Origin of the sequence: Pseudomonas anguilliseptica, assembly GCF_900105355.1 — a bacterium.
Classification (GTDB): domain Bacteria; phylum Pseudomonadota; class Gammaproteobacteria; order Pseudomonadales; family Pseudomonadaceae; genus Aquipseudomonas; species Aquipseudomonas anguilliseptica.
The window spans coordinates 1,208,617-1,223,425 of the sequence record NZ_FNSC01000001.1 but is presented as its reverse complement, the minus strand read 5'-3'; the positions used below and the strand labels follow the sequence as shown (position 1 = coordinate 1,223,425).

Below are 14,809 nucleotides of genomic sequence, written 5' to 3'. Positions count from 1 at the left end.
TTCCCACATTACAGGCGCACCTCTCCTGCATTCGTCAGCAAATGTCGACGGGCCATCCACAGGTTCGACAGGGCGAACAGCGTTACCAGTTGTGCGGTGTTTTTGGCCAGGCCACGGAAACGCGTCTTCACATAACCGAACTGACGCTTGATCACCCGGAACGGGTGCTCGACCTTGGCGCGAACTTGCGCCTTGGCCTTCTCGATCTTGCGCTTGGCTTTGTACAGCGCGCTGCGCTTACTCAACGTGTTGTACGTACTGCGGCGGGCTGCGATCTGCCAGATCACTTCACGGCCTTCATGTTCTGGCCGCTTCTCTACGCCGGTGTAACCCGCGTCGGCACCCACCATGTTTTCTTTGCCGTGTAGCAGCTTGTCGACCTGAGTAACGTCTGCAACATTGGCTGCCGTGCCGACCACGCTATGCACTAAACCCGACTCGTCATCGACGCCGATGTGCGCCTTCATGCCGAAGTAATACTGGTTTCCCTTCTTGGTCTGGTGCATTTCCGGGTCACGCTTACCGTCCTTGTTCTTGGTCGAACTCGGCGCATTGATCAGCGTGGCATCGACGATGGTGCCTTGGCGCAATGACAAACCGCGGTCACCCAAATAGCCATTGATGACGGCCAAGATGCCCGCAGCCAGTTCGTGTTTCTCCAGCAATCGGCGGAAGTTGAGGATGGTGGTTTCGTCGGGAATGCGCTCCAGGCTCAGACCCGCAAACTGGCGCAGGATGGTGGTCTCGTACAGAGCCTCCTCCATCGCCGGGTCGCTGTAGCCGAACCAGTTCTGCATCAAATGAACCCGTAACATCGCCATCAGCGGATAGGCTGGACGTCCGCCTTCACCCTTGGGGTAATGCGGTTCGATCAAGGCAATCAAACCCTTCCACGGCACAACCTGATCCATCTCGATCAGGAACAGCTCTTTGCGGGTTTGCTTGCGCTTGCCGGCGTACTCGGCGTCGGCGAAGGTCATCTGCTTCATCGGAAAACTCGGCGGGTGGAGTTCAGGTATTTTGCCAAATTCAGGAAGTCTTCTTCAGGGTTTCCCTAAGCCCTGTTGATCGAATCACCGACGCTGTGCGTGTGTTCGTGCGTGACCATAAACCCGAGTTACTGGCTGAGGCTGCCGAACCTTTGCCGGTCAGTGCGTGGCTATGGCTGCTGCTGATGGATGGCGGCGAGATAATTCAGCGCACCGTCACCGGCATGGATCAACGCAGCGTGGAAAGGCTCGCCAAGCGCGACCACGGCGACGCGCTGGCGCAAGTGGTGCCAATGCCTGGACTAACCCGGCGTTTAACTGGCGTTGAGCTGGAGCGCTACCGGGCTGGTCTGTCGATAGTCCACGCACCAGCACCAGCGCCGGCCAACCTATGGCTGGCGCGTGTGGCTCGCCATCTTGGCGTTCGACCTGCCGAGCTGATGCAAATGGGCTTACTGACTGACGACGACGTGACCGAGTGCGCCGGGGCCGATCCTGCCGAGGTGGCCGCATTGATTCGCAGCAACCCGGCATGGATCAATCGAGCAGAGACGGCTGACCATCTGGCGCAACCGCTCCAAATGGTCGAGCAGCACGACGGCGAGCCACAACGCCCCATCCACACCGCCGCCACGGCCTCGCCTGAATGGATCGCAGCCCGTGACCAGTACGTCAATCACCTAAGGATCCTCTGAAGTAGCCATGCATTTCTGGCTGACGTCAGCCTCTGCTGATTTCGAAAGTGATAAATCGATCAAAAACGATCAGATTACCGGCTCATTTCTGTGTTTTTAGCCGCCGCGAGCACCTCGCGGCAGCCATTTCCAGCATTACGGGCGCACCTCTCCTGCATTCGTCAGTAAATGTCGGCGCGCCATCCACAGATTTGACAGCGCGAATAAAGTCACCAGTTGCGCCGTGTTTTTGACCAGGCCACGGAAGCGCGTCTTCACATAACCGAACTGACGCTTGATCACCCGAAACGGATGCTCGACCTTGGCTCGCACTTGGGCCTTGGCCTTCTCGATTTTGCGCTTGGCTTTGTACAGCGCGCTGCGCTTACCGAGTTTCTTGTAAGTGCTACGCCGTGCTGCAACCTGCCAGATCACTTGACGGCCCTCATGCTCGGGGCGCTTCTCGACACCGGTATATCCGGCATCGGCCCCCACCATGTTTTCCTCGCCGTGCAGCAGCTTATCGACCTGGGTGACATCCGCCACGTTGGCGGCAGTACCCACCACGCTGTGCACCAAGCCAGACTCGTCATCCACCCCGATGTGCGCCTTCATGCCGAAGTAATACTGATTGCCTTTCTTGGTTGAGTGCATCTCAGGGTCACGCTTACCGTTCTTGTTCTTGGTTGAACTCGGCGCGTTGATCAGCGTGGCATCGACGATGGTGCCTTGGCGCAGCGACAAACCACGGTCACCCAGGTAGCCATTGATCACGGCCAGGATGCCGGCAGCCAGTTCGTGTTTTTCCAGCAAGCGGCGGAAGTTGAGGATGGTGGTTTCGTCAGGAATGCGCTCCAGAGTCAGCCCGGCAAACTGGCGTAGGATGGTGGTCTCGTACAGCGCCTCTTCCATCGCCGGATCGCTGTAACCGAACCAGTTTTGCATCAGATGCACTCGCAGCATCGCCATCAGCGGATAGGACGGTCGGCCGCCTTCACCCTTTGGATAATGCGGCTCGATCAAAGCGATCAACCCTTTCCATGGCACTACCCGATCCATCTCGATCAGGAACAATTCTTTGCGGGTCTGCTTGCGCTTGCCGGCATACTCGGCGTCGGCGAAGGTCATCTGCTTCATCGGAAAACTCGGCGGGTGGAGTGCGGATATTTTGCCAAAATCAGGAAGTCTTTTTCAGACCATCCCTAACCGCCTGCAAAGCCTGCTACGCGCCAAAGAGCCGCTATTGCGCTGCTGGTGCCGAGCTGCGCCAGCGGTACAACTCGACAGCAATGGAGTCGACCAAGTGAAAACTAAAGACCAAGGGGCACAAGCAATGAGCAACCAATTCTCTATCGACAAGGAAGCACTCAACGAGCTGACGGCAATGTCATTCGACGTCTGGGCCTATATCGACAATGAGCAAGACGCCGAACGGGCAAAAGCGCTGGCGTCTATTTTCGGCATGTTCGGTGAAGTCTTGGCCGACGTTGAACGCAGCCCGATCATCATGGTGCGCGACCTTGCCGCCGTTCACCCAGCCTCGACAACCACGCACTGAGCACCTAGAGCGGGAGAGTAAAGCTATGACCTTGCACCTCACTGCAACCAAGCAAGAAGGCGAAACTCCATTGCAGGCTAGGGTTAGAGCATCGGTGACGCCCGAGAATCTGAGCGCCATTGTGTTGACTAGCTGCGCGTTTACAGACGAAACGCATATCAACGAGCTGGCCAAAGAACTTAAACACCAGACCAAGGCAATAAACGCGGGCGACATGACCAGAGCCGAGAACATGCTGGCCTCTCAGGCGCACACCCTCGAGGCTCTATTCTCCAATCTGGCCAGCCGCGCCATGGGGGCAAAAAATCTAGACCAGCTAGACACCCTGCTGCGCCTCGCACTCAAAGCGCAAGGCCAGTGCCGGGCCACCCTGCAAACCCTTGGCGAACTCAAGGCGCCGAAGCAAATAGCCTTTGTGAAACAGGCGAACATCGGCAATCAGGTACAAGTAAACAACGGCGTAGCACCGCAACCCTTGCGCACACGGAAAACTAAAAACAAGCAAACCGAACTATTGGAGGTGGAGCATGGGCAACGGTTGGACACCCGAGCGCAGGGCAAAGCAAGCAGCAATGATTCGACGCTGGAAGCCGTGGGAGAAAAGCACCGGGCCACGCAGCGCCGAAGGTAAGACAGCATCGGCGGGCAATGCTTGGGCTGGCGGTTATCGGGCATTGTTTCGTGAGCTGCGCCAGCAAATCAGAGAGCAGGAAAAAGCCAGACGCACGCTGACAGATTGAGCATGCAACACCCGAAGCCCGGCCTAATCGCTGGGCTTTTGTTTGTCTGGCGCACACAGGTCCACCCGCTAACTGAGCACCCGAATTAATCGGAGCCACTGCCGAGTGTGTTGGAAGCAACACGCTGGCAGTCTCGCGTGCGCGCATGTTTGAATCGGCCCTACTCTTGTAGACGTATTAAATGACTGTTTCTGGCAGCTTCAGGTCGCTCACCAAGGGCCGCTACCGACCCATAGCAGCCAGTCGCTAACGTTTGGTTAAGGGGCGGGCTCTGCCCGTCCCAGAGAGCGTAGCGAACGATTTGAATGCTGTAATGGACTCTCCCCGCGCCACACTTCTATACCCAGAACCGCGGTGACTGAACAAAGGGAGAGGCGCGATGAAACGAATTGCGGTTGATCTGGCCAAGTCCGTTTGCCAAGTTGCCGAGAGTGTCCGTTCCGGCCAGGTGGTGCAGCGCAAGCGGCTGAACCGAGAGGCGTTCAGGCGATATATACAGGAGCAAACTGAGCCGGTCGAGTGGGTGATGGAGGCTTGCGGCACGGCCCATTACTGGGGGCGCGTGGCACAGGCACTGGGCCATTCGATAAAGCTGATCCACCCGCGCTATGTACGCCCGTATCGACGCCGCAACAAAACCGACCGTAATGACTGTGATGCGATGCTGGAGGCCGCGCGCTGCAAGGATATCTATCCGGTGCCGGTGAAAACCCATGAGCAACAACAGGTGCAGCAACTGCACGGGCTGCGCGAAACCTGGAAGAAAAGCCGTACCCAGCGGATCAACCTGCTGCGCGGCATCCTGCGCGAAGCGGGTATCGAAGCCCCGGTCGCCACCGCCGCGTTTATCCGTGCGGCCCACGAGTTGGTTGAGCGCCCAGAAGTCGCCCCCTTGAGCCATCAACTGCATATCGTCCTGGCGGAAATCAACCTGCACGAACAGTGCGTGGCCGAGTGTGAGCAGCAACTCAAACGCTGGCACGCCGACGATGAAGTGGTGCGCAAACTCGATGAAGTCAGCGGTATTGGCCTGCTGACCGCCAGCGCCCTGAAAAACGCAGTCGGCAAGCCCGAGCGCTTTGCCAGTGGTCGTCAACTCAGCGCCTGGCTGGGCCTGACACCACGCGAATTCAGTAGCGGCGACCGGCGCAAGTTGGGTCACATCAGCCGACAGGGCAACGTCTATGTGCGCACCTTGTTAATCCACGGCTCGCGAGCGGCCTTGCTGGCAGCACAGCGCTGTCAGGCTCGCTCACCGGAAAAACTGACCCAATTGCAACGCTGGGCCGTCGAGACGGCAGCCCGTATCGGCCACAACAAAGCGGCTGTAGCCCTGGCCAACAAGTTGGTCAGGATTTGCTGGGCCGTGTGGTGCCATGAGCGGCGTTTCAGTGGTAACTGGCAAAGCCTAAAGCCCGCCTGACGGCGGGGTAATCAGAAGGGAGAGATGGTTTTCTTGTGGTTGTGGTGAGCAGCAGCACTGTCGGAACAGGCGAGTCCTGCAGCGGAATAAGGCCGATAACAATCATGATCCGCGTGATCGATTGAACGCTTGGCCCCCGCTGCGCGAACTACAGAGTGGCCAGGGCGGTGAGCCCAAAACAGGCCGGATATACGAATGCAACCGCGCTGACGACAGGTGCAAAAGCAAAGCTTTGCTCACTACTTGTGGGGAGAGTCCATATACCGCTTGTTATGCGCTACCACCATTCTGGAGCCTGTAACGAACCAGTAAACCCGGCATCAGTGATTTTAACCAGCAGATTATCATCCTGTACTAGACTAATACCCTCATGGCCGATAGTTACTACAGACCAAGATTTTTCATTGGCTTTATACATTGCCAAGCTGTCGAAGTGCTGTGCAATTGTTGATTTATTAGCACAAAATTCAATGATGTTGTTTTTTGTTGCAGATATTGTTTCGGTGCATTTTGGTTGGTGGCCGTCCCCGTAGGTTGTAACAGGGATTAAGTTTGTTGAATTTGGCGTTACGGAATGCCCGGAGTAGGTTGAGATTTTTGACTCTGGATATAGCCAGCCACAGAACGAATAATTTTCTATGCTCGCGAGAAATATGAGCAATTCCAACTGACGATCAAAGTCCTTTTCGATAACGTAGATCATAACGTCCTACTGTGCATAACGTTTGGTTAAGGGGCGGGCTTTAGCCCGTCCCAGTGAGCGCAGCGAACGATTTGAATGCTGTAATGGACTCTCCCCGCGCCACAGTTCTATACCCAGAACCGCGGTGACTGAACAAAGGGAGAGGCGCGATGAAACGTAAACGCTCCATAGACCCCACCTCCCTCTGGAGAGGTTTTGCGTTTTACAGTGGCGTCGTTGGTTGGCAGTTCCAAGGCAGCAGCGCTTCGTAGGCTTCAACGCTGTTGGCCAGCGGCAGGCGTTCGAGGACATGGCGCAGCCAGGCGTAGGGCTCCTGGCCATTGGTCTTGGCGGTTTCCACCAGGCTGTAGAGTTGGGCGCTGGCGGTCGCGCCTTTCGGCGTGTCGCTGAACAGCCAGTTCTTGCGACCTATGACGAAGGGCCGGATCGCGCGCTCGGCAGCGTTGTTATCGATCGGCAGGTGGCCAGCCTCGATGTAGCGTTCGAGTCGGCTCCAGTTGCTCGCCAGGTAGTTCACTGCTTTGCCCAGGGCATTCTGCGCCGTGACCTGCGGCTGGGTTTTCTCCAGCCAGGTCTTGAGCTGATCGAGGAGCGGTAGGCTGTGCTGCTGGCGGCCCCGGTAGCGCTGTTCATCGCTGGCATCCTTAAGTTCGCGCTCGATGCCGTAGAGCTTGTTGATCATCCCCAACGCGATGTCGGCACGCCCGGTTTTGCCCTTCGGTTGCACCTTTTGCGCTTCGACGAACTTGCGCCGCGCATGCGCCCAGCAGGCCAGGCGCTCAACACCTTGTTGTGCGGCCACGGCGTTGTAGCCGGCGTAATCGTCGGTCATCAGGTAGCCGCGATAACCGTCGAGCAGGCGCAGCGGCACCTCCTGCGCGCGGCTGGTTGTGTAGTCGAAGAGGATCACCGGTTTGCCAGGCGGGCCACCGGTCTGCACCCACATCCAGGAGTGGCTGCTCGGATCGCGCCCAGGCTCCTTGAGCACCTGCACGCGGGTTTCATCGCAGTGGATCACCGGACTGTCCAGCAGCCTGTCGCGCATCAGGTTGAGCAACGGTTGTAGCAGTTCGCCGCACTGGATCACCCAGCGCGCCAGGGTCTGCCGGGGGATGTCGATGCCATGGCGACTGAGCATCTTTTCGAAGCGATACAGTGGGATGCCGTCGGCGTATTTGCTGGTCAGCAGCATCGCCAGCACGCTCGGGCTGGCCAGCCTTTTCTCGATCAGTTGGGCCGGTTTGTCAGCGGTGACCGGCGCGCTTTCGCAGGCCTTGCAGGCATAGGTCTTGCGAATGTGGCGGATCACCTGAACCTGCATCGGGATGATTTCCAGCTGCTCGCTGGTTTCTTCGCCGATGGCCTGCTTGCGGCAACCGCATTCGCAGGTCAGTTCGTGTTCGGGCAGTTCGTGGATGACCTCGACACGCGGTAGTTCGGCCGGTAACGGCTTGCGCTTGCCGCGGCGCTTGGTCGGCGCAACGACTTCTTCCTCGACCTCAGCGGCCGGAGCTTCAGCCGCCGCTTCGGCCAGGCTTTCCGCTTCGTTGAACATCTCTAGCTGCGGTGAATCCGGGTCGCTGCTCTGCTCGGATTTACGGCCGAACAGGCGCTGGATCAACAGCGCGTTTTGTTCGCGCAGGCGCTCGATCTGCCCATCCTTGTCCTTGGCCAATTCCTGCGCCGACGACAACACCTCAGCGAGCAATTGCTTGAGCGCGGCGGGGTCATCAGGAAGGGTTTCGGGCACAGAAATCATGCCGTGGATTATACCGGCTCAGGTGACGAACCTAGGGGTCAAAACCTGGTGCGGCCGGTTGCGCCACAGGTCGATACCGTCCAACAACCAGTTCAACTCCTGGGCCGTCAGCACGATCGCATCTTCGCCAGGTTCCGGATGCGACTTGAAGCGTTCAGCCTCCAATCGCTTGAGCCACAGGCAAAAGCCGTTGCGCTCCCAATACAAAATCTTCACCCGGCTGCGCGCGCGGTTGAGGAAGACGAACAGCACCGGGTCGAACACCGCCACCTTGATATCCAGCTCGACCAGGGCGGCCAGGCCATCGATGGATTTTCGGAAATCCACCGGCTTGGGGTATAGATAGACTTTTTCGACTTTGGCGTCGGGGCGCATCATGACGGCTGGCTCCAGAAAGAAATTGGAGCTCAGCATTGGCTGGCCTGCGGATCATTTGTAGATGAGGTTTATGGAGCGCTTACCCTCGACCCGCGGCTGATCCTCGATACCTACCTGAGCCTGCCCGACAGCCTGCATCTTGAGGTGGCGCGCCAGCTCTGCGCCGATGGTGCCTTTGCCACGGCGGCGCTGTATGCCGAGTGCCTGTCGGCCAAGCAGATCAAGGTGCTGATATACGGCATCAACGATGTCGACCATGTGCTGCAGATTGCCCGGCATATTGTCGATATGCCGCTGATCAGCGAAAGCCTGCGCAGTTTCTCCACCGGTTACCTGTGCAAACTGACCGAAGCGGCGGTGGCGGATCGCAATCTGCCGGTGGCCGCCCAGGTGCTGGGTGGCTTGTCACTGGCGCGGCAGGCGGATGTTTGCGCCGGATTGCAGCCGGCGACCCTGCGCAAGCTGTTGCCGTTGCTGCTGTTGATCAGCGGCGATGGCTTGCGCAAGCAGTTGCCGGAGGCCGTGCTGCAGGTGTTTGAGCAGCAGTTGGCTTAGTTATTCCATCCACTGCCGTTCATGGCGCTCCAGCAGGTTGCTGGCCTGCTCGGGGCCGTCGCTGCCGGCCGGGTAGGGCCGCGGGCTCTGGTAGTGCTGGTGCCAGCCCTTGATGATCGGGTCGATCCAGCTCCAGGCCGCTTCGACTTCGTCGCGGCGCATAAACAGCGTCGAATCGCCTTCGATCACGTCGAGCAGCAGGCGTTCGTAGGCGTCCCAGCGGCGCTGTTTGTGGAAGGCGTCGGCCAGGTTGAGGTCGAGCTCTACCGGCTGCAGGTGCATGCCCTTGCCTGGGCTCTTGCCCATCAGTTGCAGGCTGATGCGTTCTTCCGGCTGCAGGCGAATCAGCAGGCGGTTGGCTTCGCCGCCGCCGAACAGCTGGTGCGGTACCGGTTTGAACTGAATAAGGATTTCCGACGTCTTGTGCCCCAGGCGTTTGCCGGTGCGCAGGTAGAACGGCACGCCGGCCCAGCGCCAGTTGTCGATCTCGGCCTGCACGGCGACAAAGGTTTCGGTGTCGCTGTCGTTGTCGACGTTCTTCTCGAAGTAATAGGCCGGCACTTCCTGGCCGCCGATCTTGCCGGCGGTGTACTGGCCGCGCACGGTCTTGTCCTGCACGTCGAGGCCGGTGATGGGTTTCAGGGCTTCGAGGATCTTTACCTTCTCGTTACGCACTGCCTCGGCGTCGAAACGTACCGGCGCTTCCATGGCCACCAGGCAGAGTAGCTGCAGCAGGTGGTTCTGGATCATGTCGCGCATGGCGCCGGCTTTTTCGTAGTAGGCGCCGCGATTTTCCACGCCAAGGGTTTCGCACACGCTGATTTGCACGTGATCGATATGCCCGGCGCGCCAGATCGGCTCGAACAGCGCGTTGGCGAAACGCAGGGCCATCAGGTTCTGCACCGTCTCCTTGCCCAGGTAATGGTCGATGCGGAACACCCGTGACTCATCGAATACCGCGCCGATGGCGGCGTTGATCGCCTGCGCCGACTGCAGCGAATGGCCGATGGGCTTTTCCAGCACGATGCGCGCCTTGGGGCCGGCCAGGCTGGCGATCTTCAGGTGCGAGGCGATGTCTTCGAACAGATCCGGCGCGGTGGCCAGGTAATAGATGCGCACGCGCTCGGGGTCGTCGCCCAGGCGTTTGCCCAGGCGGCCGAAATCGGCGCTCTGGCTGGCGTCCATGGCGAAGTAGTCGAGGCGCGCAGCAAAACCGGCCCAGGTGTCGTTGTCGAAGTCGTTGCGCGCCACCTGGGCTCGGCAATGGCGTTCGGCCAGGGCCTGAAAGGCTGTGCGGCTATGGGCGCTGCGGGCCAGGGCGAGAATCCGCGTGTCACCATGCAGACGACCCGCGCGATGCAGGTGGTAGAGCGCTGGCAGCAGTTTATGCAGGGCCAGGTCGCCGGTGCCGCCAAACACCAGCATGTCGCAGGGAATGCTCAAGGTGGGAACTCCGACTCGGTTTAACCGTGCGAGGGCGGCGGCCATGTAGTATAACTACAAGACCACTACAACCCGTCTTACGCCGATCATAACCGAGTCATGACTCCAATGCGGCGTGCTAGATGGATTCGTTAGCCAAATGCCGAGCCTAAACCTGTGAACCTGTTGCAGCACATTGCCCAGTCGCGTCATCTACTCCGCAAATCGGAACTCAAGGTCGCCGACCATGTTCTGCTCGACCCGGCCTCGGTCATGCACAGCTCCATGGCCGAGCTGGCGCACAGCGTTGGTATCAGTGAGCCGACCATTGTGCGTTTCTGCCGGGCGATTGGCTGCACCGGTTTTCAGGATCTCAAGCTGAAACTGGCGCAGAGCCTGGCTGCCGGTGCCAGTTTCGGCCAGTTCGCGATTCATGAAGACGATTCGGTGGCGGACTTCAGCCTGAAGATCTTCGACACCACCCTGCACACCTTGATTGAGGTGCGCGAGAAACTCGACACCCAGGCCCTGCAGCAGGCCATTGCTGCCATCGCCAATGCCCAGCGCGTGGAGTTCTACGGCTTTGGCGCATCCGGCGCAGTGGCGGCGGATGCCCAGCACAAGTTCTTCCGCCTGCTGCTCACGGCCGCAGCCTATTCCGACCCGCATATGCAGGCGATGAGCGCGGTGACCTTGAAGCCCACCGACGTGGCCATCTGCATCTCCCAGTCCGGGCGCTCCAAGGATTTGCTGATCACCGCCAACCTGGTGCGTGAAACCGGTGCGACCTTGATCACTCTGTGCCCGAGCCAGACGCCGTTGGCCGACCTGGCCACGGTCAATCTGGCCATCGACGTGCAGGAAGACACCGAAATCTACACCCCGCTGACCTCGCGTATCGCTCACCTGGTGGTGATCGACGTGCTCGCCATGGGTGTGGCCATGGCCCGTGGCCCAGGCCTGGTTAACCACCTCAAGAGCGTCAAGCGCAGTCTGCGTAGCCTGCGGCTGTCGCCAAAAGCGCATAAGAGCAGCGAAGACTGAAACCTGTTCAGGATCTGCTGCGCGTCGGCGATCCTGCGTTAAAAACGGCCTCGGACTGCTCATTTACAAACCGTAAACTCCGCGTCCTCGGCCGTTTTTGCCTTGTCTCGCTCTAGCTCGCGAGATCTTGAATCAGGTTTCTGCGCCGCTAATTTCATCGCCACGTTATCGCGTGGCCATCAAAGCGTCATATCCAGGGTCGATGCTGGTACTCCCCTTATTCAGCTTGGGAGTTACCCCCTATGTCTGGCTATCTGGATAAACCGCAGTCCCACGAAAGCAGCGACGCCAAGGCCCGGCGCAAGCTGCTGGATCAGCGTCGCATGTAATACCGCCGCGCGATTGAAAGCTATGCCGAGCAGCGTCAGCTGCAGCATGAGTTGATCGATTTTCCGGAGTTGATCGCGACCAGCTACCTGCACAGTCTGCAGGTGGGATCGAAGAAGGATGCATCAGCGACGGCGCGCTAAATGCGTTAGGGCTGGAAGCGAACCTGGGGCCGTATAAGACGGCTCCAGGCTGCCAGGTCTTACTCGATATTGACGGTGTAATCCTCCACTTCGCCGTAATTGAAGGTGCCACACGGCACGGGCGCGGTGTTGTAGCGCATGGCTACCCGCAGGCGGGTTTTCCCGGTGGCGGCGCCTGCAGGGATCACCAGGTTGCCATTCACCACCGTTCTGAGCGCGCGTGCGGAGGTGAACAGTTCTTCACCCGCATCGGTGACGTCGCCGTCCTTGTTCAGGTCGATCCAGACCTTCCAGTACTCGTTGTACGCCGTGCCGGCAAATTGCGGCGTCAGGCGCAGGCTGTTGCTGCCCCGTTGCAGGTTCACCACCTGGCCGATCCGCGGTTCGGTGAAGTCGCTGTAGGTGCTGGCGGCTGAGCTGCGGGTAAAGCTGCCGAAGCTGACCTGGCTGATCCACTCATCGTTGGCGTTGCCGCTGGCCGCACTGCAGTAGTTTGGCTGCGGCGTACCGCTGCCGATCACCAGAAATGCCGCCGAGACCGCACCCCAGGTGCCGGACGCATCCCGCGCGCGGACATATGCGGTGTGCTTGCCTGGCTGCAGCCCGGTGGTGGCGATGCTGCCGGTCAGGCCTTCGGTCTTGCCGTTGAAGCTGCCGTCCAAGGGTTGCAATGGCATCGCCTGAGCGCCTGACTCCCAGGGCGCCTTGTCGATGTAGTACTCGGCGGCGGTGACGTTCTGCGTCGGCTCGGTGCCGTTGCGGGTGCTGAAGCGCAGGTCACTCGCGGTGGCACTCAGCGTAACCAGAGTGCCGGCCGGCACGCCGCTGGACGCATTACCACTCAGCGCAAGGTTGCTGATATCCGGGCCGCCCGGGGTGCCGTCGGTCGGGTAGAGGCCGATGGACTGCTGTGGCGAATAGCCATTGAACAGGGCGAATTTGCGTCCCAGGGTCTGCAGCGCGGTGCCATTCGGCGCGGCCTGGCTGGTATCGCCCCACGGCCATAGCACTAGTTCGCTGTAGCTGTGGATATCCAGGTGGATGCCGCTGATATCGCTTGGCGCTGCGTCATTCTTGCCGGGGCCGCGACGGTCCGGCCAGAGGCTGCGCACATAAGCTTCCAGAGTCTGGATTTCCGGCTCGGAGCCGGCGCTTGGGCCACGGTAGGTGTCATTGCAGGCACTGCCGCTGGAGCCTTGGCCGTTGGTGCTGTTCCAGCCGAAGGTGAAGTTGCGGTTGAGGTCGGCGCCGCGGCTGTTGCTGTTGGCGCCGCAATAGTTCTGGTTGGCATTCTTGCGCCAGGACAGCCCGGTTTCGGCTTTCTTGCGACCGTCCGGGTTGGTCTGCAGCATCAGATGGACTTCGTGGTGATCGAGAATCCAGGTGGCGTCGGCATCGGTGCCGTAGCCGTTGACCAGCCAGCGGGCGAAATCCAGCACCAGCGGTGCCGTGGTGTATTCGCGGGCATGGATGGCGCTGTTGATAAACAGCTTGGGCTTATTGCCGGTAATGGCTTTGTTGGTCAGCTTGAGCACGCCGATGTCGTGCCCGCCCTGGCCGTTGAGCTTCTCCCACGTCTGACCAACCAGCAGCCATTCGGCAATGCCGGGGAACTGACTGGCCATGCCGCTGGCCACGCTGTAAGTACTCTCCAGGGTTTCATAGCAGGCATAACCGGGGATGCTGGCCAGGCTTGCGTCGCTCATCGCCGTGGCGCTTTTCAGGCTGCGCTGTTGCAGGCGATTCTGGATCTGCGTGAGGACTTCATTGCGCTTGGCAATAAACTCGGTGGCCGGTGCGAAGGTAAAACCGAAGGCCGTGAGTTTCTCCTGTTCTTCCTCGGTCAGCTCCATGATCAGGTAGCCTTGCTTGTAGTGCGACTCAAGCAACTGACCGTGGAAGCTGATGGCCGCTTTGCGGGCAATGTCTTCGTTTGGGATGGTCTGAAGTAGCCATGTATTTCTGGCTGACTTCAGCCCCGCCGATTTTGAAAGCGGCAAATCGATCAAAAACGATCAGATTACCCATTCATTTCTGTGTTTTTAGCCGCCGCGAGTAGCTCGCGGCAGCCATTTCCCGCATTACAGGCGCACCTCTCCTGCATTGGTCAGTAAATGTCGGCGTGCCATCCACAGGTTCGACAGCGCGAACAGCGTCACCAGTTGCGCCGTGTTCTTGGCCAAGCCACGGAAGCGTGTCTTTACATAACTGAACTGACGCTTGATCACCCGGAACGGGTGCTCAACCTTGGCGCGCACCTGGGCCTTGGCCTTCTCGATCTTGCGTTTGGCTTTGTACAGCGGGCTGCTCTTACCCAGCTTCTTATAGGTGCTGCGGCGGGCAGCAACCTGCCAGATCACCTCGCGCCCATCATGTTCGGGGCGCTTTTCGACGCCGGTATAACCCGCATCGGCGCACACCACGTTTTCCTCGCCGTGCAGCAACTTGTCGACCTGAGTGACATCCGCCACGTTGGCCGCCGTGCCTACCACGCTGTGTACCAGCCCCGACTCGTCATCCACGCCAATGTGCGCCTTCATGCCGAAGTAGTATTGGTTGCCCTTCTTGGCCTGGTGCATCTCTGGGTCGCGTTTGCCGTCCTTGTTCTTGGTCGAACTCGGCGCATTGATCAGCGTGGCATCGACGATGGTGCCTTGGCGCAACGACAGGCCACGGTCGCCAAGATAGCCATTGATGACGGCCAGGATGCCGGCAGCCAACTCATGTTTCTCCAGCAGACGACGGAAGTTGAGGATGGTGGTTTCGTCGGGGATACGTTCCAGACTCAGCCCGGCGAACTGCCGCAGGATAGTGGTCTCGTACAGCGCTTCTTCCATCGCCGGGTCGCTGTAGCCGAACCAGTTCTGCATCAGGTGCACACGTAGCATCGCCATCAGCGGATAGGCCGGCCGACCGCCTTCACCCTTGGGGTAATACGGTTCGATCAGTGCGATCAAACCCTTCCACGGCACCACCCGATCCATCTCGATCAGGAACAACTCTTTGCGGGTCTGCTTGCGTTTGCCGGCGTACTCGGCATCGGCGAAGGTCATTTGCTTCATCGGAAAACTCGGCGGGTGGAGTGCGGATATTT

General features: G+C 59.4%; 14 protein-coding genes and 1 pseudogene. 7 read left to right on the top strand and 8 right to left on the bottom strand.

The window, feature by feature from the left end; genetic code table 11:
- Positions 1–8: 8 nt before the first annotated feature.
- Positions 9–989, bottom strand: a complete 981-nt coding sequence (locus BLW24_RS05920; protein WP_090375775.1) for an IS5 family transposase — start codon at positions 987–989, stop codon at positions 9–11.
- Between the two features lie 107 nt (positions 990–1,096).
- On the opposite strand from BLW24_RS05920, the gene BLW24_RS05915 reads away from it, so the two are divergent.
- Positions 1,097–1,684 carry a hypothetical protein gene (locus tag BLW24_RS05915; protein ID WP_139272643.1) on the top strand — a complete coding sequence of 196 codons (588 nt, stop codon included), beginning with the start codon at positions 1,097–1,099 and terminating at the stop codon, positions 1,682–1,684.
- 135 nt (positions 1,685–1,819) lie between these two features.
- Here BLW24_RS05915 and BLW24_RS05910 read toward each other — a convergent pair whose 3' ends face one another.
- Positions 1,820–2,800 (bottom strand): IS5 family transposase, encoded by a 981-nt coding sequence (locus BLW24_RS05910; protein WP_090375326.1) that lies wholly within the window; start codon positions 2,798–2,800, stop codon positions 1,820–1,822.
- 196 nt (positions 2,801–2,996) lie between these two features.
- On the opposite strand from BLW24_RS05910, the gene BLW24_RS05905 reads away from it, so the two are divergent.
- The 3 genes from BLW24_RS05905 to BLW24_RS05895 all read left to right on the top strand — a co-directional run bounded on the left by BLW24_RS05905 (position 2,997) and on the right by BLW24_RS05895 (position 5,384).
- Entirely contained in the window at positions 2,997–3,221 is a 225-nt protein-coding gene (locus BLW24_RS05905) for a hypothetical protein (protein ID WP_090377886.1), read from the top strand.
- 25 nt (positions 3,222–3,246) lie between these two features.
- Entirely contained in the window at positions 3,247–3,852 is a 606-nt protein-coding gene (locus BLW24_RS26375; RefSeq protein ID WP_244161091.1) for a hypothetical protein, read from the top strand.
- A 488-nt stretch (positions 3,853–4,340) separates the two neighbouring features.
- Entirely contained in the window at positions 4,341–5,384 is a 1,044-nt protein-coding gene (locus BLW24_RS05895; RefSeq protein WP_090377883.1) for an IS110 family RNA-guided transposase, read from the top strand.
- 277 nt (positions 5,385–5,661) lie between these two features.
- Here BLW24_RS05895 and BLW24_RS25530 read toward each other — a convergent pair whose 3' ends face one another.
- From BLW24_RS25530 to tnpB, 3 genes are all read right to left on the bottom strand, one after another.
- The gene (locus tag BLW24_RS25530) at positions 5,662–6,087 is read right to left on the bottom strand and encodes a hypothetical protein (protein WP_139272642.1); all 426 of its coding nucleotides are present in this window, start codon (positions 6,085–6,087) and stop codon (positions 5,662–5,664) included.
- 202 nt (positions 6,088–6,289) lie between these two features.
- A complete protein-coding gene (tnpC, locus tag BLW24_RS05890) occupies positions 6,290–7,846 on the bottom strand; it encodes an IS66 family transposase (RefSeq protein ID WP_090375563.1) in 1,557 nt (518 codons plus the stop codon).
- Between the two features lie 18 nt (positions 7,847–7,864).
- Positions 7,865–8,260 (bottom strand): IS66 family insertion sequence element accessory protein TnpB, encoded by a 396-nt coding sequence (gene tnpB, locus BLW24_RS05885; protein ID WP_244161054.1) that lies wholly within the window; start codon positions 8,258–8,260, stop codon positions 7,865–7,867.
- A gap of 108 nt (positions 8,261–8,368) precedes the next feature.
- Between tnpB and BLW24_RS05880 the strand changes: the two genes are divergently transcribed.
- Positions 8,369–8,779, top strand: coding sequence for a hypothetical protein (locus BLW24_RS05880; protein ID WP_244161090.1), 411 nt, complete (start codon positions 8,369–8,371; stop codon positions 8,777–8,779).
- Here BLW24_RS05880 and zwf read toward each other — a convergent pair whose 3' ends face one another.
- Positions 8,780–10,267, bottom strand: a complete 1,488-nt coding sequence (gene zwf, locus BLW24_RS05875; protein ID WP_167360329.1) for a glucose-6-phosphate dehydrogenase — start codon at positions 10,265–10,267, stop codon at positions 8,780–8,782.
- Positions 10,268–10,378: 111 nt separating this feature from the next.
- Between zwf and hexR the strand changes: the two genes are divergently transcribed.
- Entirely contained in the window at positions 10,379–11,245 is an 867-nt protein-coding gene (gene hexR / locus BLW24_RS05870; RefSeq protein WP_090377877.1) for a transcriptional regulator HexR, read from the top strand.
- 242 nt (positions 11,246–11,487) lie between these two features.
- Positions 11,488–11,715 (top strand): annotated as a pseudogene (locus BLW24_RS26370) (PA3496 family putative envelope integrity protein).
- 59 nt (positions 11,716–11,774) lie between these two features.
- Here BLW24_RS26370 and BLW24_RS05860 read toward each other — a convergent pair.
- On the bottom strand, positions 11,775–13,604 hold the full coding sequence (locus BLW24_RS05860; RefSeq protein WP_208600144.1) for a M14 family zinc carboxypeptidase: 1,830 nt from the start codon (positions 13,602–13,604) through the stop codon (positions 11,775–11,777).
- Positions 13,605–13,796: 192 nt separating this feature from the next.
- Positions 13,797–14,777: an IS5 family transposase gene (locus BLW24_RS05855; protein ID WP_090375425.1), complete on the bottom strand. Its 981-nt coding sequence runs from the start codon at positions 14,775–14,777 to the stop codon at positions 13,797–13,799.
- Positions 14,778–14,809 lie beyond the last annotated feature (32 nt).

Coding starts and splice junctions, on each gene's coding strand:
- BLW24_RS05905 (WP_090377886.1), top strand. CDS start 2,997: ATGAGCAACCAATTCTCTATCGACAAGGAAGCACTCAACGAGCTGACG.
- BLW24_RS05910 (WP_090375326.1), bottom strand. CDS start 2,800: ATGAAGCAGATGACCTTCGCCGACGCCGAGTATGCCGGCAAGCGCAAG.
- zwf (WP_167360329.1), bottom strand. CDS start 10,267: ATGGCCGCCGCCCTCGCACGGTTAAACCGAGTCGGAGTTCCCACCTTG.
- tnpB (WP_244161054.1), bottom strand. CDS start 8,260: ATGCTGAGCTCCAATTTCTTTCTGGAGCCAGCCGTCATGATGCGCCCC.
- BLW24_RS26375 (WP_244161091.1), top strand. CDS start 3,247: ATGACCTTGCACCTCACTGCAACCAAGCAAGAAGGCGAAACTCCATTG.
- BLW24_RS05895 (WP_090377883.1), top strand. CDS start 4,341: ATGAAACGAATTGCGGTTGATCTGGCCAAGTCCGTTTGCCAAGTTGCC.
- BLW24_RS05920 (WP_090375775.1), bottom strand. CDS start 989: ATGAAGCAGATGACCTTCGCCGACGCCGAGTACGCCGGCAAGCGCAAG.
- tnpC (WP_090375563.1), bottom strand. CDS start 7,846: ATGATTTCTGTGCCCGAAACCCTTCCTGATGACCCCGCCGCGCTCAAG.
- BLW24_RS05855 (WP_090375425.1), bottom strand. CDS start 14,777: ATGAAGCAAATGACCTTCGCCGATGCCGAGTACGCCGGCAAACGCAAG.
- BLW24_RS25530 (WP_139272642.1), bottom strand. CDS start 6,087: ATGATCTACGTTATCGAAAAGGACTTTGATCGTCAGTTGGAATTGCTC.